Genomic DNA, 18,229 nt, shown 5'->3' with positions numbered 1-18,229 from the left:
GAAAAATTGCCTATCCTTCGGGCAATCCTACCTATCGGCACGGGTTTAAAGGGTGTTTACTTTGCATCATAGATTTTTAATCAACCTTTTAAACGAACACGACGATGTCTAAATACGCAGTTCCTACCAAAGCAGAAGTTACCCCAGCCAACCAGGCCATATTTGAGAAATTGGAAAAATCCCTGGGTTTTGTTCCTAACTTATATGCCTATTACGCCAAAAATGAGACGGCTCTAGGCGACTACCTCACCCTTCAAAACCGCAAAAGTACTTTAAAAGCCAAAGAGCGGGAGGTTATTAACTTGGTCACCAGCCAGATCAACGGCTGCCGGTACTGCCAATCGGCACATACGGTATTGGGCAAGATGAATGGCTTTACCGACGAGCAAGTTCTGGAACTTCGCGGTGGATCGGCCAGCTTCGACGCCAAAATCGACGCCTTGGTAAAACTTACTGCGGCGGTAGTTACCAACCGAGGAAAAGTAGATGAAGCCACCAAAACGGCCTTCTTCGACGCAGGCTACACCGAAGCCAACCTGATCGACGTGGTGATTGTGGTGGGCGACAAGGTCATCAGCAACTACATTCATAACCTCACCGACTTCGCCATCGACTTTCCTTTGGCTCCCGAGTTGAACGAGGTAGAGGCTTAATTTTAATACACTTCATCGACAAACCGCGGGGCGACAGCCAGAACGATAAATTCCTATCGTTATGGCTGTCGCCCCATTTTTATTGACCCCTGCCGGCGTTTAGTCTCGATAGGTTTCCAAAAACAAGCCCTCCGGATAGCCTACCTCTACCAGGAATAGCCCCTCAGCGGGTGCTTGCGGGCCAGCAAACTTCCGATTGCGTGCTTCGATTACCTCCTTCATATTCTCGACACTACGCTTTCCACGGCCAATATCCAAAAGCGTTCCTACCACAGCTCTGACCATTCCTCTCAAAAATCGATTGGCCTGGATATGAAAAATCCATAAGTCGCCCCGCACTTCCCACTCGGCCCGGGTAATGGTGCACCTAAAGTTATTGACGTTGGTATGCACCTTGCTAAAGCTCTCAAAATCGTGAAGTCCCAGCAGCCCTTTGGCGGCGGCATTCATACGGTCCACGTCCACCGGGCTCGATAACCCATAGGCCACTTCATGAAGGAAGGGGTTCTTAGTCCTTGAGATCCGGTATTCGTAACGTCGGTGGGTGGCCACAAACCTGGAATTGAGCTCAGGGTCTACCCGGTGCAGGGCAGCCACCGCTATGTCGTCGGGCAGTAGGCCGTTGAGCCGGTATACGAGTCGGGGGGGCAGAGCGGCGCCCTCGGCCCTATCGAAATGGGCAAACTGCTGAGTGGCATGGACGCCGGTATCGGTACGGCTACTGCCGGTTATAGCCACAGGCTCCCGGAGTATTTTCCCTAGTGCTTGCTCCAATATCTCTTGCACCCCTATGGCATTGTTTTGCCTCTGCCACCCATGATAGGCCGTTCCTTTATAACTAAATTCGATGAAATAACGCATGCCCAAAATTAGTATAAAGTCCCTGACTTTGCGATTTCATGAATCAGATTGCAAAAATTCCTTCTAAGTACATTAACTTTGAATTCCATTTACACTTAAGGAATAGTATGCATACCGAAGAGAAAAAAGAAGAGAAAAGCCTCAATTTTTTAGAAGAGATAATCGACAAGGACCTTCGTTCGGGCAAATATGACCAAATCGTCACACGTTTCCCCCCCGAACCCAATGGCTATTTGCATATAGGTCATGCCTCCAGTATATGTCTGAATTTTGGTCTTACCAAAAAATTCCCGGGCTACACCAACCTTCGGTTCGATGATACCAACCCTACCACCGAGGATACGGAATATGTGGAAAGCATCAAAAATGACATCCGCTGGCTGGGTTTCGAGTGGAAAAACGAACTATTTGCCTCCGATTATTTCGATACTTTATATGGCTACGCCATTCAATTGATAGAAAAAGGACTAGCCTATGTAGAGGACTCTTCTTCTGAAGAGATTGCGCTGCTGAAAGGAACGCCCACCGAACCCGGCAAAAACAGTCCCTACCGCGATCGCAGCATCGCCGAAAACTTGGCGCTCTTTGCCCAGATGAAGGAAGGAGTCTTTCCCGATGGTAGCAAGACCCTAAGGGCCAAAATAGATATGGCGCACACCAATATGCTGATGCGCGATCCTATATTGTACCGAGTAAAACATGCCCACCACCACCGTACAGGAGATGCTTGGTGCATATACCCCATGTACGACTTCGCCCATGGCCAGAGCGACTCCCTAGAAACGGTGACGCACTCCCTATGTACCTTGGAGTTTATGCCGCATCGCGAGCTATACAACTGGCTTATTGAGCAATTGGGCATTTACCCCTCCCGTCAAATCGAATTTGCACGGAGGAACCTCAACTATACCGTAACCAGCAAGCGTAAACTCTTACAATTGGTAAAAGAAGGCCATGTGACCGGCTGGGACGACCCCCGTATGCCGACGATCAGTGGCCTAAGACGGAGAGGATATACCCCCCATAGCATCGTGGACTTCTGCGACCGGATTGGCGTAGCACGTCGGGAAAACATGATCGACGTGGGCCTTTTGGAGTTTTGCATCCGGGAAGACCTTAACAAGCTAGCAACTCGCCGCATGGTGGTACTCGATCCTCTAAAGGTTGTTATCACCAACTTCCCCGAAGGGCAAACCGAATGGCTTACCAGTGAAAACAACCCCGAAATGGTGGATTCTGGAGACCGCCTGGTGCCTTTTACCCGCGAAATATTTATAGAAAGGGACGACTTTATGGAAGTGCCTGCCAAAAAATACTTCCGCCTCGCACCAGGAAAAATGGTGCGCCTTAAGAGTGCCTATATTATCCAGTGCGACGACTTCGTAAAAGATGAAAACGGGGAAGTGGTGCAGGTGAATTGTAGCCTCATTGAAAACTCAAAAAGCGGATCCGACACCTCGGGCATCAACGTAAAAGGGACCCTTCACTGGGTGTCTACCACCGAAGGCTTGCCTATGGAAATACGCCTCTACGACCGGCTCTTTGCCGTAGAAGACGCTGCAGGTCAAGAAGGGGACTTTAAGGACTACCTCAACCCTCACTCTCTACAGGTAATAGAAGCCATCGGAGAGCCTGCCTTAAAAGATGCTGTAGAAGGAGAATCGTTCCAGTTTTTGAGAAAAGGATATTTTACCAAAGATAAGGATAGCAGCCCCGAGCGATTGGTATTTAACAGGACCGTTACCCTGAGAGATAACTGGGCCAAAGCTGGGAAATAGCCTACCTCTTATTGTAGAAATTACAGTCATAGCCGCCCCCTTCCAAGTTTATCTGGAAGGGGGCGGCTATCTTTATCTAGAATGTTTTAAAATAAAATTGAATTATTCATTCTCCTCTCCTATCTTTGTGTCAAATTAGTGACCTTACCAATTCTTCATTCGGTGAAAGCAATTAACGAGTTATTTAGTGTTCCCTTCGGATCCAGCTATCAATGTGACAAAACATCTCGTATTGTATTGAAGTATAAAGAAATGCATGCTTCTTTTCGTATCCTCGACTTCTTGCATTTTCGTTCGCTAATTAACCGCATCGACCTTCATAGTAAACTATTTGACTTATCCGACGAAGCCGATTATGAATGTATAGAGGCCCCTTGCCTCAATTTATACCATAAGCTTCCCCTCTGTGAATTCATTCAGGTGCGCGAGTTGGTCAATGGTACGCATTTTGCGATAGAACTCAACTCCATGCTGCATGTGGCCCTGTATCAGGACCCTTCCATGGCCTAGCCTAACCAGCACCTTCGTTTTAGACCAATTATAAATTTTTCTACAGCGTTGGTTGTCTGAATTATCTTGTACAATTTGCGTTCATTATAATATACCAAATAATACAACCACCTATGAAAGATCTATTAAGACAACATACTTCTTTGAAAGAGGAAATTGAAATACTATTGAATAGCCAAGTAAAAATGGAAGCCGAAGCTTCTTCCAAATATTTGGCCATGGCCTCTTGGTGCGACCGCAACGGGTTTAAGACCAGTGCCGCCCATTTTATGCGCCAGTCCGACGAAGAGCGTGCGCATATGCTCAAACTCTTTAACTACATCATGACAGTAGGAGGAACGGCCATCGCCCCCGAAATCGGACCGGTAAAACAGGACTTTAGCTCTTTCCGCAGCGTTTTCGAAGCGGCCCTTCAAAGCGAAATTAGCGTGACCCAGTCGATTAACCGCCTGGTTACCGCCAGCCGTAGCGCCGAAGACTATGCTACTGAAAGCCTGATGCAATGGTTCGTTAACGAACAAGTAGAGGAAGAAGATAACGCCCGTCGTGCCCTAGAGCTTTTCGACGTGATCGGCGAAGAAGGAACCGGCCTCTATCATATCGACAAAGCCATGGCGAAGATAGGTCCTGGAACCACTGCGTTGTAGGCTGTAGGCTGTAGGCTGTAGGCTGTAGGCTGTAGGCTGTAGGCTGTAGGCTGTAGGCTGTAGGCTGTAGGCTGTAGAAGGCAAACTGAAAATGCTTGGAATTTACTCATTAGATTGGTAGTAAATTCCAAGCATTTTTTGGTTTTAAAGGATTAGGCAGCGGGTTTACAGTTTTAGGCTGTAAGCTGTATTGCCCTGTTTTCGTTAAAAAGGTCCACCTCGAGGTTCAGGCACGCTGAGCGGACCGCTTTAACAGCTGAGGCAGTCGGCTTTCAGCAATCGACTGTGAGCTATAAGCAATAAGCCCCCCTTTCAACCACGCGGCGGCAGCATTTGACCTTAGACCATCAACTAAGACCTAAGTCCTAATAACTAACTTGTCCTTCGACTGCCCTTCGACGCGCTCAGGGTGACAGCTTTACCTGTACGACGGAGCGCTTTAACATTTAACCTTTAACCTTCAACTAAGACCTAAGTCCTAACAACTAAACTTGTCCTTCGACTGCCCTTCGACAAGCTCAGGGTGACAGCTTTTACCTGTACGACGGAGCGCTTTAACATTTAACCTTTTACCTTCAACTAAGACCTAAGTCCTAATAACTAAACTTGTCCTTCGACTGCCCTTCGACAGGCTCAGGGTGACAGCTTTACCTGTACGACGGAGCGCTTTAACATTTAACCTTTAACCTTCAACCTTCAACTAAGACCTAAGTCCTAACAACCTAACAGCCTAACAACCTAACACCCTAACAACCTATCCACCTAATTCTCCCCCACCTTTTCAAACCTAGCGGCTTTGATTACGTAGTCTCCTCTTTCTTTAAAATATTGCTCTAGCTCTTCGATCATTTTTGGGGCGCCGATGTAGATCGAGTTTCTTTGGTGAAACGAAACTGGTTTGACGTCCAAAATATCGGACTCACAATCGATGGCCTTGGCACCTGCTTGCTCGGCTATAAAGGCCATGGGATAGCATTCATATAATAACCGTAATTTGCCCTGTGGGTAGTGGGGAGTTGGTGGATAGAGGTATATACCCCCTTTCAGTAAGTTGCGGTGGAAATCCCCTACCAGCGAACCGATATACCGACTCGACATACGTCGCTTGCGACAATTTAGGATATAACGCTGGGTATAATCATAAAAATCATCGAAATTCCCTTCATTGACCGAATAGATGGCTCCATCTTCTGGGGATTTGACATTCCGATGAGAAAGGAAGAATTCGCCCAAGGAATTTTCATAGGTAAAGGCGTTGACGCCCGCTCCGGTGGTGTACACCAATATCGTAGACGAGCCGTAAAGAATATATCCTGCCGCTACTTGCTTACGGCCTCCCTGGAGAAAATCTTCCATGGTAGCCTTGGTGCCCCGGGGCGTCACCCTGCTGTACACCGAAAAGATGGTCCCTATCGAGACGTTCACATCGATATTCGAAGAGCCATCGAGCGGGTCAATGGCCACCACATATTTGGCGTCATCGTTGCCGGTATAGATGATCTCATCCTCCTCCTCGGTGATGATAGCACATACCTCGCCCCCATTCTTTAGGGCACGGATAAAACGAATATCGGCGATCACATCGAGCTTTTGTTGGTTTTCCCCCTGAACATTAGAAGTCCCTAAGGCCCCGGTAATATCTACCAACCCCGCTTTGTTAACCTCCCTATTGATGATTTTACCCGCCAAAGCGATATCCCGGAGTAGCTGAGACAACTCTCCTGAAGCGAATTGAAAGGCCCCTTGGTTTCGTTTGATAAACCGATCGAGGGTAATCCCTACCGGTAAAGCCATTTTTTCACCTTTTGAAGTCATATTTCCCATGATTAAATTATATATGCTATCGTTAAAATTGTACAACCTTAAATGAACAGCTCCAGAATGGTGAGGGAGAAATGACCCGAATTTAAACAAATGTCGGCGATACAATTAAAACTATCTCGCCAACCTCTTAGCAATCCATGTAATAAATGACGCTATAAAAAAACAATTCCCCTAAACCATTCCCTAGATTCTCATTTTAATCTTATTTATTGTAGGTCTTGTCAAATTTAAAGACCAGCAGTAGTATTTATGGAGTCAAGACAAACTGATTTCTAGTAACTTAATGAATTTTTGGCTAATTATTGGTATGATACGGCTCTTTTTTATTAATTATGCCCCTGTCACTTCCTAATCTCAATAGCTATTGAATGAGCATTTTGACATAATACGGGCGATTGTAAGAAAAGACCCTAAGGCTTTTGACGTCCTATACGACAGCTTCTCAACGAAGGTGTACAATACGGCGTTAAGCTACCTTCAGAATGTAGAAGATGCCGAGGAAGTCACTCAGGACGTTTTTCTAAAGGTCTATCAATATGCCTCAAAATTTAACGAAGAGGCAGCCGTGAGTACCTGGATCTACCGGATTACGGTGAACAGCTCCTTGAATTTTATCAAAAAGAAAAAACGCTTCTCATTTCTAAAATTTGGCAAAACAGATGTGGAGCTACCCGATTTTGAGCACCCTGGGGTGCTTTTAGAAAATAAGGAAACGGCCCAATCGTTATTTAAAGCCATCCAAGACCTTCCAGAATCTCAAAAAACGGCATTTATACTAGGCTATATAGAAGAGCTCCCCCGACAGGAGATTGCCGACATCATGGAAACGACCCTCAACGCGGTAGAGTCCCTACTGCAAAGGGCTAAGAAAAATCTAAGAGTAACCGTAAAAAAATATTAATTTCTGGCGAAGGAAATTGTGCCAAGCGTTGTCTAACAAAATATTACTGAAATGAAAACGGACCCTAATAAAAAAATGATGGACTTATTCGACAGCATGCGCAACAGCCAACGAGCGGAGCCTCGGCCCCAGTTGAAGGAAGAGATTCGACAGAAAATTATGATGCTGACCGACGAGACCGTCATTCCCATAAGCCAATGGAGGTATATGGCCGCAGCAGCGGCCGTGCTTCTGGTGTTAAATCTCTCTGTTTTCGTTACCAGCCTCCGCAGCAACGCGGCCGACCAAGGAGTACTAAACTCCGACTCTTATGCGGAACAAAGCCTGGTATCCAACTATAAACTTTACGAGTAATGCCAGCACTACGTTTATATAAATGGGCGGCTATAATCCTACTGGTCGTTAACTTGGCGATGATCGCTTTGTTTTTTTGGACCAAACCACCGCATAAAACCCCTTTGAAGGGACTGAATTTTGAGTCACACAAAATTTTGGAGTTGGACGACTCCCAAAATGAACATTTTCTCGAATCGGCCCAGCGCCATATCCAGCAGATAGAGTCCCTTAATGCCCAGCAAAAAACGATGCTCCAGGAGTATTTCGACAGCCTCGTTCAGCCCAAAGATTCCGTAGAACAACGGAGCCTTTTACTGAAGCTGGAAGCACTAGAAGGAAAAAAAATCGAGATGACCTTAGCCCATTTAAAAGAGGTAAAATCACTTTTAAGGCCTGACCAAGAGGATAATTTCAAAATTTTCTACCAACAACTCCTAGGCAGAATGCTACTACAAGAGAAAAAAACGGGCCCTCCCCCGCCGGAATTTTGAAGACGGGGAGTCTATAGCAGAAATAAACAGTATAAATACATCTGATATGAAATTTCTTGCTTTCCCCCTGTCCATCATGCTACTGGCGACTACTGCCCTCACTTCATGCAAGGACGACGATACGGTAGATACCGAAGACGATACCGAAGCCACCCTACATACCGCCTTTAGTGAGTTCGACTCCGATCACTTCAGCATATATCTGGACGGCGACGAAGTGGTGATTGAAACCGACGGGCTACCCAACCATACCTCGCCCTATTGGTCCAATACCACCGCCCGAACCGCTACTGACCCTATGGGAAACAGCCTCACCACAGCAGCTGCGGCCACCAACCACGCCCTATTCGTGGCGCCTACCGTTACCTCTTTTGCCCAAATGGCTCCAGGGAATATCGACGATTTTAATGGGTCCTACTCCTTGAGAGTCCCCGCCAACCCCACCAAGGCCAGCAGCTCTTCGGCTACAGGCTTAGGAGCCATAGGCATGGCTGTAAGTGGCTCGGTGATTTATAACGACGAAGAGGGACCTAACGTCCCCCTGGACGACGCCGCCCCTTCTCTGGACTATTCTGGAGCACATACCGGCCCACAGAGCTACCATTACCACCTAGAGCCCAAGGCCTGGTCCAACGACGATAATAAGCTGATCGGGGTGATTTCGGATGGCTTCTTTCTTTATGGTAGAAAATGCTTCTCAACGGGCACCTACCCTACCGACCTCGACAGCTCGGGGGGCCATACGAGTAGCACCCAGCATAACGACCAAGGAGAGTATCATTATCATATTCAGAACGAATTGTACCTGAACCAGTACTATATATTGTTTCCGGGAAATTATCAAGGAACTCCCAATGCCATTCAGTAAACTACTCACGCTGCTCTTACTGTTAGGACTTGGTGCCTGCCAGAGTAAAGAAGGGTCTTTGGCTACCTCCGTGGTAGCCGAAGACTCCCTCACGCTGGTTCCAGAAAAAGGCCTGGTCTTCTTTCACAACGTACCCTTTTCGGGAAGTGCCGTCTCCTACTATCCCAACGGAACCAAAGCCACACAGACTACCTATATGAATGGCAAAAAGGACGGCCCGTACCAAAAATGGTACAACACCGGATTATTGAGTTTTGAGAGTAATTACGTCGATGGCAAAATAGATGGCGTCCAATATTCCTGGTGGAAAGACGGAAAACTACGCTCGGAATCGCATTACCGCCGGGGAGTGCCCCATGGCCTGCAGCAACAATGGTACGGCAGCGGGGTGATATTTAAAAGGCTGCACCTGGTCGACGGAAAAGAAGAAGGCCTTCAGCAGTCGTGGAGGAGGAATGGGAAGCTTTATAGCAATTATGAGGCGAAGAATGGCCGTATATTCGGACTGAAACGGGCTAATTTATGTTACGAACTAGAAGATGAAAAAGTACTTTATAACGATTAACCTGCTCATGGCCTTGGCACTACTGAGCTGCAGCCCAAGCAGCCAGACGGAAAGCGCCCCCCAAGCCCTGCCTTACTACCATACTGCCGACTTTACCCCCCTGTGGCTCGACGCTCAGGATCCAGCCTTGGACACCCTGCACCGCATAGGGGAGTTTAGGCTAGTGGACCAGCTAGGCGATACCCTCACACAAGCCAACTTCAGGGACAAGATTTACGTTACCAATTTTTTCTTTACCACCTGTCCGGGCATCTGTCCTAAAATGACCTCCAGCTTATCTATGGTCCAGGACGCATTTCTAAATGACGACGATATACTCCTGCTCTCACATTCCGTAACCCCCAAAACCGACTCGGTACCCGTACTCAAGGCCTATGGGGAGCGAAAGGGAATAGATGCAAAAAAATGGCACTTGGTTACTGGAGACCAACAAGAGATATACCATTTGGGACGTAAAGTATACTTTGTAGAGGAAGACCTAGGCCTCCAAAAGAGCGATGATGCCTTTTTGCATACCGAAAATCTGGTCCTCATCGACAAAAAACAGCATATCCGTGGAATCTATAACGGACTAAACAAAGCCTCCATCACGCAACTAATTGCCGACATCAGGACCCTGCAACAGGAGCACTAGGATCTGAAACAGATGGAGACAAAGGGAGGTTTTATGGACTAAAACTTGGAGATGGATCGAGTAGTTCACCCCGAAAGGATACTTTATTGACATAATATTGTATGGAACCCAGTATTGGGTTCTACTATTCCATTTACCTAATCCCTACCCATCTTTCACTATGAAAGTATTAACTACACTTCGGCTCACCGTAGCCGCCCTCTTATTAGCAATAGGCCCCTTGATGGCCGAAATAAAGCTTCCCGCCATCGTATCGTCCAATATGATACTCCAACGAAACGCCAAAGTGGTACTCTGGGGCTGGGCCGACCCGCAGGAGCGCATTACCATCCAAGCCTCCTGGCTCAAAGGAAGGCTTAGAGTCCAGGCCGACCAAGACGGGCATTGGCGCCAGGAGGTTCAGACCACCAACAGCAAGGCCCCACAGACCATCCAACTGAAAGGCAATAATTCTGACATCAACCTCGATAATATCCTATTTGGTGAGGTATGGCTATGCTCAGGACAGTCCAATATGCAGCAGCCCGTCACGGGCTATAATGGCCAACCTACTTTTGGGACCATTGAGGCCGTTACCCATGGCAGCAACCCCAACCTACGCCTGTTTACCGTGAAACGCGTGGGCGCCAAAACGCCCCTTGAAGATGTTAAGGAATATACTGCCTGGCAGCAAGCCTCTCCCGACAACGTAGGAGAATTCAGCGCTGTGGGCTATTACTTCGGCCAGCAGCTCCAGCAGGTCCTCGACGTGCCCGTGGGCATTATCCACACCTCCTGGGGAGGCAGCATCGTAGAAGCCTGGATGAGCAACGAAACCTTGAGTGCCTATCAAAAAATAGACCTTACCAACGCCGATCTTAGCAAATCGCACGGCGTGAAGACTGCGCTTTTCAATGCGATGATTAACCCGTTAATCCCCTTTACCATCAAAGGAGCCCTTTGGTACCAGGGAGAGAGCAACAGAAATCAGCCCGAAGCCTACAAGGAGCTTTTCCCAGCCATGGTCAAAGACTGGAGAACACGCTGGAACAACGGCGACTTCCCCTTCTATTACGTGCAGATAGCTCCTTTTGGCTATAAGGACTCCCAGTCGGCGTTTATTAGAGAGGCCCAGCTGCAGTGCGAAGACCTGATCCCTAACGCCGGAATGGCCGTAGCCATGGACCTTGGCAAGGAGATGTCTATTCACCCCCCTTATAAAAAAGAGGTAGCAGACCGGCTCCTGTATTTGGCCCTGAACAAGACCTACGGCTTTAGTAAAATCGATTGTGCTGGCCCGAAATATGTTTCCAGCAAACAACAAGATGGTGGCATGGTCCTCCAATTTGACCATGCCGAAACGGGCCTATACAGCACCGAAGGCTTAGAAGGCTTTGAGATAGCCGGGGCCGACAAGGTATTCCACCCTGCCGACGCCAAGATAGTGGGTACCGACAAGGTCCTCGTTAAAAGTATCCATGTGGCATCGCCGGTAGCGGTTCGCTATGCCTGGGAAAACTGGATCATCGGCAGCCTTTTCGACACCAATATGCTTCCCGCCTCCTCCTTTAGAACCGATACCTGGGAAGAACCCGTTAAGATCAGTCAGAAATAATTGACGGGGTCATTAAGGGACCATCCGGTGGGGACCATCCCGTGGGGACCATCCCGTGGGGACCATCCCCTAAAGACCCCTGTGGGGCCGACCCACCCGAGTCGGCCCCACAGGCAACCATCTTAGCTTTCACTTAGGCCTTCTATATCCTTTACGGGCTACTTTTCGATCGGGAAATTAATCGAGACGCCATTGAAAGCTTCCCTTTTTTACGGTGCCATCCCGGAAGGTCACCCGATAGCCAAAGGCCGGCACTTCGACCCCCGCTTGGGTTTGCTGGCGGACAGGCCCCAGATTTACCAGGACCTGGGTGCCAGAGGAAAAGGTAGATTGTTGTAAGTTAAAATCGGGACTTAAATATTGGTGGGTCTTAAGCTCGGAAAAGAACGTTTCCCGGCCCACCGGACTCACCACTTCATTGGCCATTTTGATCATCCCCTTCATCCCATCGAACTCATAGGGCGAAAAGAAGATAGTCGACCCGACCCCAAATAGCATATTGCGGAGGGACTTGACCCTAAAATCCCCATTTTCGGAGATTTGGTTGTCAGGATCTTGAATTTTCCCAAAAATGGCCACTGCATCGTGAAACACCAAATTGAATAAAGGGGCCCTGTGGGAAATCTCCGACAGATTGGAATTGAGGTAGGTCATCCCTTCAAACATATCGAAATACGGTATCCACTGCTGCTGACCATGCTCGGTACCATTCACCAAGTTTTTGGAGTCTAGGTACTTGGCCAAGGCAAACAAACCGGAATTATCCTGATCGGCAAAATAAGAGAAGGAGATGTCCGTAATATCGGCTTCCAAGCCCAAGGCGTCGATTTCCCTATCCAAGCTTTTCTGCGCCAGTCCCAGCTGTTTACTAGGGTCAATATTGGCCCATCTACTTCCTGTTCTTTTTAGTTTGCCCTGGGGGTCTTTCTCAAATAAAGTAGTGTCGAAATCTGGATCATTCTCTAGGGCCGCCGAATAGGCATGGTACGACGAATACAAATAACCATATTTCTTCGTCAAGTCTACCGCTTCTTTAAGTTTTTTAGCTCCTCCGAGTGCCTCGCTAATGGGCCAACAATTAGGAACAAAATTGGAGAAAGTCCCCCAGGCATGGAAAAAGGCCTGGTCTACCTTTAGCTCATCGTGGGTTGTTTTGATGATATCTTTGAGCTGGTCGAAGGTAAAGGCCATTCCAGGCATATTTACATAATGCGGATACCCCCCATACAGCCCCAAATAGATGGCTCCGGCCAATTTCTTTACATCAGGGTCCCGCTTGGCTTTTTCTTCCAGCGACACAAAATACCCTCTTCTAACGACCTCTTTCCTATAAACTTTGGCCATATCGACGTAGTCGCCATGGGGGATAAACGTATAACGGATTACTTTGCGCTCCTTGGGTTTCTGCAGATTCCATACGGGGTCCAAAAAAGCGATGCGTTTGTTGGGAGACATTCTTCCCGCTGCATTGAATAAATACTGCCCATTATTATTGATATTATAAAATAACCGAGGCCGGGCATCCTCATCGATCACCCCTATCACCGCCGATTTTTGGTTGTAGGTCCCCCACCACGGCATCGACAAGCCTGATGCATTGAACAGATCCATCATCCCCGTGGACCTCGCGACATAGGTAGCATCGTCCCAGCGGCAAAAAGCCCCCCATTCATCGGGAAAATATAGGAAGGGCTGATCATCCCTTGTTTTTGAGGAATGACCACCGCTCCCCTATCCACGTCGGTTTCTAAGCTAAAAGCCCTAGCGGGGTAGCGCAAGTCCGACAGCCTGTATTTGCCAGCCTCCCAGGCCACCACAGCTACATCCAAACTCCCTTCGTCGGCATCAAGACGTAGCTCTGTTTGAACACGTACCCCTTCGGCCACCACATTCCCCTCTAGGATGGGATTCTCAAATTCGATACCGATAACCCACTTACTTTTTTGAGTTACCCTGATGTCCTTAATCTTTGATATATTAACCGTTTGGCCTTTAATACCCCCGCCATTCACCTCCATGAGGCCTGCTGCATCCTCCCAAGGGTCCGACTTCCAAAGTTGCCCCGAGGTTTTTTCCAACACCGCAAAGCTTCCAGTTCGCTGGTCGACGGTGACTTTAACAGTCCTATTTTCAAGCACCATTTCGGAAGTCTTCTTCGTATGCGCCCCCTCTGGTTCCCCATTGGCATAGGCGGGCATCGCACCCAGGGTCAGCAATATGCCTATTAACGTATACCATGCCACTCCACCATTTATATTAGACTGTTTTCTTTTCATGCAATCAGATCGCTATTGTTTATTCATTATGACTATTCATACAAATAAATGTATTTTATTTAACACCAAATCTCAAGATTTTACCATTCACAAGCACTTTCTTACCCTTCTGATTTTTAAAAGAATGGGGGTTGGCGCTACTATAAGGGAACGCCCAAGTCGAGTCACCAATAGTAAATAGAAAATATACACGCTATTTAAAATTTTAAGATAAAATAGTATCTTTCGATTTTTCATGATTATAGATTGGCGAGTAAGAAATACCCGTCTTCAATTTTTAAATTTCTTTCCAAAATCGAAAAACCACCTAAATGCCCATACCCGACTACCAGACACTAATGCTACCTCTGTTGAAAGTGGCAAAAAACAAAAAGGAATACACCGTCAAGGAAGTTGTTGAAATTCTGGCCTATCAGTTTGAACTTACCGAGGATGAACGAACCACACTGCTGCCCAGCGGACAATCGTTTTTGTTTTCTAACCGAGTGGCATGGGCTCGAACTTACCTGAAAAAAGCAGGACTGCTGGATTCTCCTAAGCGAGGCACTCTATCGATCACTTCTCGAGGCTTAACGTTATTAAAAGACAATCCAGACAGAATCGACAATAAGATTTTGAGAAATTATTCCGAATTTGTAGAGTTTCAAAATTTTAGACGCGAAGATGCGGAAGCGGCTAGGTCCTTAGAAGTAAGCTCTGAAACAGATTCGGATACTCCAGAAGAAGTTATTGATAATGCTTCTCAAAGGATACGCAACTCACTTGCCCTGGAAATTATTGATACCGTCAGAAGCATGTCGCCATCCTTTTTTGAAAAATTGGTCGTTCAACTGCTAGTAAAAATGGGCTATGGAGGCTCAATTGAGGATGCTGGGAAAGCGGTAGGAAAAACCAATGATGAAGGTATTGATGGAACAATTAAAGAAGACAGGCTCGGACTAGATATTATATACATTCAAGCCAAGCGCTGGCAGAAGGGCAACTCGGTGGGGCGTCCAGAGCTACATAAGTTTGTAGGTGCATTGGCCGGACAGGGTGCAAAAAAGGGGATTTTTATTACTACTTCCACCTTTACCAAAGAGGCCAAAGAATACACCCCTCGCAATGAAACGAAGATGGTACTGATTGATGGAGAGGAGTTAGCACAATTAATGATTGATTACAATCTGGGTGTTTCAACTCAAAAAGTATATGAGATCAAACGGTTGGACAGTGATTATTTTGATGAGAATTAGGGTCTACCTTTACGCCTCCCTAGGGCTTAACCAAACTATTAGAAAGTAGATGGAGAAAGTCTAGCTAGTATATCATAGGAAAAAGTAACCATTCGCCCCTGCTCTTCCACGATAACTAGCCTGCAACTTCCGAACGCAGTACCCGGCAATTTAAAAGTGTGTTAGCGATAAAGGAAAAAGTATTTATCAATAGTAAACAAAAAGAGTTTAGCCGGGAGCGAGTACTGGAAATTTTTCATTTATCAGAGGCCGAAGGTTTGGCAGCGCCAATCTTTTCATTAGTTCAAGGTTATTTAACGGCGCCCATCCTCAACCATACATGAAACTAAGATTTATAAAGAAATAGAGGATCTGACACACCGACTTATTTATTTCATATCTAACCGCATGAGTCGTAGCGAATTAATGGAAGCGATGGGACTGAAAAACAGATCGCATTTTGCCAAAAATTACCTGGAACCTGCCCTAAGTGACGCCATCATTGAGATTACTGTGCCGGATAGTCCACGTTACAGAAACCACAAATGCCGCCTAACATCCAAAGGCGAAGCCCTAAAACAACAGTTGCTACATGACAAACAGTAAAACCAACGAACAGGCGCTGGAAGCGGCTATCGAAAAGGCATTAACAGGCCAAACCCAAGAAGAAATTCGGGAAAACGGTCCGCAATTTGAAGATAAGCAAGGAAATTATGGTACTAGTAACGGGTTTTGGATGGGTAACGCCCATGACTTCAATGCACAATTTGCACTAGACGAAACCCGGTTCTGGCATTTTTTGGAAACGACCCAAAACGCAGAACTACAAAAATTACAGCGCAGCCCCGACAGGAAGGGCAAGATTTTAGAGCATTTCGATGGGCTGGTAAAGAAAAACGGCCTAGGTCAACACACTTGATCCAACATTCGGCCGGTTCAGGCAAGTCCAACTCCATTACTTGGGTTGCTTATCAGCTGATAGAAACCTACCCCGAAAACGACACGGTTAACGGCTCAAAAGGGCTACAAAAACCGCTTTTTGATTCGGTATTGGTAGTAACCGACCGGATATTGCTCGACAAACAGATTCGGGAAAACATCAAACAGTTTTCGGAGATAAAAAACATAGTGGCACCGGCCTACTCCTCCCGCGACCTAAAAGAAGCACTGGAATCCGGAAAGCGGATTATCATCACCACCATCCAAAAATTCCCATTTATTGTAGCTGGGCTGGACGATCTCGGTCATAAAAACTTTGCCGTCATCATCGACGAAGCACATGGTTCACAAAGCGGTACCACCGCCGGCAAGATGAACGAGGCCATGGGGGCTATGCCGCTTGAGGAGGACGAAGTAGATTTGCAGGATAAGATATTGAAGGCGATCCAGAGCCGGAAAATGAAAAGTAATACGTCGTACTTGGCATTTACGGCTACCCCCAAGAACGCCACTTTCGAGCGGTTTGGTGTCAAAAATCCAGATGGATCTTTTGGCGAATTCCATTTGTATTCCATGAAACAAGCCATAGAAGAGGGCTTTATCAAGGATGTATTGGCCAATTATACCACTTACAGGAGTTATTACGAAATTGAAAAATCCATAGAGGACAACCCGATTTTCGACACCGGAAAGGCACAGAAAAAGCTCAGGGCATTTGTGGAAAGAAACGAAAGTACCATCGCCACCAAATCGGAAGTGATGTTAGATCATTTTTTGACCCATGTGGTACAAACCAAAAAATTAAAGGGCAAGGCCAAAGGCATGGTCGTTACCCAGAACATAGAGTCGGCGATTCGGTACTATACCGAACTGAAACGGATACTACGAAGCAAAGGTGATCCGTTCCGGATAGCGATTGCATTCTCCGGCAAAAAAACGGTGAACGGTATAGAGCATACCGAAGATAGTCTGAACGAATTTCCACCGCAAATGGACATCTCCAAGTCCTCCGACCCCGGCTATATTCAAGACAAAATTGCCCGGTATTTCAACATGGACGAGTTCCGACTGTTGGTAGTGGCCAACAAATACCTCACAGGATTTGACCAGCCAAAACTCAGCTGCATGTATATCGACAAAAAACTACAAGGTGTACTGGCCGTGCAGGCACTTTCCAGGCTAAACCGAGCCGCCGATAAGCTCGATAAAAGAACCGAAGATATATTTGTACTGGATTTTTTCAATACCATAGACGATATCCAAGCCTCTTTCGACCCCTTTTATACGTCCACATCCCTTAGCAGAGCAACGGACGTAAACGTACTGCATGACCTAAAAGCCGAACTCGATAACACGGCTGTGTACGAATGGGAAGAGGTTGAGCAATTTACAAATGATTATTTCGCCGGTGTACAGGGCGACCTGCTGAGCTTTGGTATCGATAAGGCACAAGATCGATTCGACTATGTCCTAGAATTGACTGAAGAACAAAAGATAGACTTCAAGATCAAGGCCAAACAATTTGTGAAAATATACGGCCAAATGGCCTCCATTATCCCATTTGAAGTGGTGGCATGGGAGGTTCTGTTTTGGTTTCTTAAATTCCTAATACCCAAGCTGTCGGTGACCACAACGGAAGACGTACTAATTGATGAAATACTGGAATCGGTGGACTTGTCGACTTATGGTCTGGAAAGAACCCGCCTAAACCACAACATAGCCCTAGACGACTCCGAAGCCGAACTAGACCCACAAAATGCCAACGTAAGAGGAGCCCATGGACCTGCGGAAGAAACCAATCCACTCGACGAAATCATCAGGAGTTTTAATGAAAGGTGGTTTCACGGCTGGGACGCAACCCCAGAAGACCAACGTGTAAAATTCATAACCCTAAGCCAACACATACAAGCTCATCCCGATTTCCAAAGTAAAGTGGCCGATAACCACGATAGTCAAAACAGAGACTTGGCGTTCAAACGAATACTGGAAGATGTCATGACCCAACAACGAAAAAAAGACCTTGGTCTATACAAACTCTTCGCCACCGACGAAGCCTTCAACCGCTCCTTCTTCGATATGATGAAACGAATGAGCAACTTGGGGAGTGGGTGGTAATGAAATAGATCAATGTACTTCTG

Annotated in this window: 19 protein-coding genes; 15 read left to right on the top strand and 4 right to left on the bottom strand. The window is 46.8% G+C overall.

Annotation, left to right across the window (positions count from 1 at the left end; all coding sequences use genetic code 11):
- Positions 1-104: 104 nt before the first annotated feature.
- Positions 105-653, top strand: a complete 549-nt coding sequence (locus CLV98_RS18555) for a carboxymuconolactone decarboxylase family protein (protein ID WP_109676751.1) — start codon at positions 105-107, stop codon at positions 651-653.
- A 99-nt stretch (positions 654-752) separates the two neighbouring features.
- Here CLV98_RS18555 and truA read toward each other — a convergent pair whose 3' ends face one another.
- Positions 753-1,514: a tRNA pseudouridine(38-40) synthase TruA gene (truA, locus tag CLV98_RS18550; protein ID WP_109676749.1), complete on the bottom strand. Its 762-nt coding sequence runs from the start codon at positions 1,512-1,514 to the stop codon at positions 753-755.
- A 107-nt stretch (positions 1,515-1,621) separates the two neighbouring features.
- On the opposite strand from truA, the gene CLV98_RS18545 reads away from it, so the two are divergent.
- The 3 genes from CLV98_RS18545 to CLV98_RS18535 all read left to right on the top strand — a co-directional run bounded on the left by CLV98_RS18545 (position 1,622) and on the right by CLV98_RS18535 (position 4,449).
- Positions 1,622-3,292, top strand: a complete 1,671-nt coding sequence (locus CLV98_RS18545) for a glutamine--tRNA ligase/YqeY domain fusion protein (RefSeq protein ID WP_109676747.1) — start codon at positions 1,622-1,624, stop codon at positions 3,290-3,292.
- A gap of 237 nt (positions 3,293-3,529) precedes the next feature.
- Entirely contained in the window at positions 3,530-3,802 is a 273-nt protein-coding gene (locus CLV98_RS18540) for a hypothetical protein (RefSeq protein ID WP_229203457.1), read from the top strand.
- 113 nt (positions 3,803-3,915) lie between these two features.
- Positions 3,916-4,449, top strand: a complete 534-nt coding sequence (locus tag CLV98_RS18535; protein ID WP_109676737.1) for a ferritin — start codon at positions 3,916-3,918, stop codon at positions 4,447-4,449.
- Positions 4,450-5,211: 762 nt separating this feature from the next.
- On the opposite strand, the gene fbp is transcribed toward CLV98_RS18535, so the two are convergent.
- Entirely contained in the window at positions 5,212-6,264 is a 1,053-nt protein-coding gene (fbp, locus tag CLV98_RS18530) for a class 1 fructose-bisphosphatase (RefSeq protein WP_109676913.1), read from the bottom strand.
- Between the two features lie 373 nt (positions 6,265-6,637).
- Here fbp and CLV98_RS18525 point away from each other — a divergent pair, with 373 nt between their 5' ends.
- The 7 genes from CLV98_RS18525 to CLV98_RS18495 all read left to right on the top strand — a co-directional run bounded on the left by CLV98_RS18525 (position 6,638) and on the right by CLV98_RS18495 (position 11,662).
- Positions 6,638-7,174: an RNA polymerase sigma factor gene (locus tag CLV98_RS18525; protein WP_109676735.1), complete on the top strand. Its 537-nt coding sequence runs from the start codon at positions 6,638-6,640 to the stop codon at positions 7,172-7,174.
- A 51-nt stretch (positions 7,175-7,225) separates the two neighbouring features.
- Entirely contained in the window at positions 7,226-7,528 is a 303-nt protein-coding gene (locus CLV98_RS18520; protein ID WP_109676733.1) for a hypothetical protein, read from the top strand.
- Positions 7,528-8,001 (top strand): hypothetical protein, encoded by a 474-nt coding sequence (locus CLV98_RS18515; RefSeq protein ID WP_109676732.1) that lies wholly within the window; start codon positions 7,528-7,530, stop codon positions 7,999-8,001. The genes CLV98_RS18520 and CLV98_RS18515 overlap by 1 nt, the downstream gene beginning before the upstream one ends.
- 46 nt (positions 8,002-8,047) lie before the next feature.
- Positions 8,048-8,869 carry a YHYH protein gene (locus CLV98_RS18510; RefSeq protein WP_109676730.1) on the top strand — a complete coding sequence of 274 codons (822 nt, stop codon included), beginning with the start codon at positions 8,048-8,050 and terminating at the stop codon, positions 8,867-8,869.
- Entirely contained in the window at positions 8,856-9,434 is a 579-nt protein-coding gene (locus CLV98_RS18505; RefSeq protein ID WP_109676728.1) for a toxin-antitoxin system YwqK family antitoxin, read from the top strand. Before CLV98_RS18510 ends, CLV98_RS18505 begins: the two co-directional genes overlap by 14 nt.
- Complete coding sequence (locus CLV98_RS18500; protein WP_109676726.1) at positions 9,409-10,068, top strand: SCO family protein; 660 nt, start codon at positions 9,409-9,411, stop codon at positions 10,066-10,068. The genes CLV98_RS18505 and CLV98_RS18500 overlap by 26 nt, the downstream gene beginning before the upstream one ends.
- 160 nt (positions 10,069-10,228) lie before the next feature.
- Positions 10,229-11,662 (top strand): sialate O-acetylesterase, encoded by a 1,434-nt coding sequence (locus CLV98_RS18495; RefSeq protein ID WP_109676724.1) that lies wholly within the window; start codon positions 10,229-10,231, stop codon positions 11,660-11,662.
- Between the two features lie 177 nt (positions 11,663-11,839).
- On the opposite strand, the gene CLV98_RS18490 is transcribed toward CLV98_RS18495, so the two are convergent.
- Complete coding sequence (locus CLV98_RS18490; RefSeq protein ID WP_109676722.1) at positions 11,840-13,276, bottom strand: DUF5696 domain-containing protein; 1,437 nt, start codon at positions 13,274-13,276, stop codon at positions 11,840-11,842.
- Complete coding sequence (locus CLV98_RS18485; RefSeq protein ID WP_109676720.1) at positions 13,273-13,938, bottom strand: hypothetical protein; 666 nt, start codon at positions 13,936-13,938, stop codon at positions 13,273-13,275. Before CLV98_RS18485 ends, CLV98_RS18490 begins: the two co-directional genes overlap by 4 nt.
- Before the next feature lie 311 nt (positions 13,939-14,249).
- Between CLV98_RS18485 and CLV98_RS18480 the strand changes: the two genes are divergently transcribed.
- The 4 genes from CLV98_RS18480 (at position 14,250) to CLV98_RS18470 (ending at position 18,206) form a co-directional block, all read left to right on the top strand.
- A complete protein-coding gene (locus tag CLV98_RS18480) occupies positions 14,250-15,173 on the top strand; it encodes a restriction endonuclease (protein WP_109676718.1) in 924 nt (307 codons plus the stop codon).
- 315 nt (positions 15,174-15,488) lie between these two features.
- Positions 15,489-15,758, top strand: a complete 270-nt coding sequence (locus CLV98_RS18475; RefSeq protein WP_374755198.1) for a Fic family protein — start codon at positions 15,489-15,491, stop codon at positions 15,756-15,758.
- Positions 15,745-16,071 (top strand): hypothetical protein, encoded by a 327-nt coding sequence (locus tag CLV98_RS23955; protein WP_229203456.1) that lies wholly within the window; start codon positions 15,745-15,747, stop codon positions 16,069-16,071. Before CLV98_RS18475 ends, CLV98_RS23955 begins: the two co-directional genes overlap by 14 nt.
- On the top strand, positions 16,068-18,206 hold the full coding sequence (locus CLV98_RS18470) for a type I restriction enzyme subunit R domain-containing protein (protein WP_229203455.1): 2,139 nt from the start codon (positions 16,068-16,070) through the stop codon (positions 18,204-18,206). Before CLV98_RS23955 ends, CLV98_RS18470 begins: the two co-directional genes overlap by 4 nt.
- The last annotated feature ends 23 nt before the right edge of the window (positions 18,207-18,229 follow it).

Origin of the sequence: Dyadobacter jejuensis (assembly GCF_003149085.1) — a bacterium.
Taxonomy (GTDB): domain Bacteria; phylum Bacteroidota; class Bacteroidia; order Cytophagales; family Spirosomataceae; genus Dyadobacter; species Dyadobacter jejuensis.
The sequence above is the reverse complement of the archived record's forward strand: the minus strand, read 5'-3'. Positions and strand labels throughout refer to the sequence as shown.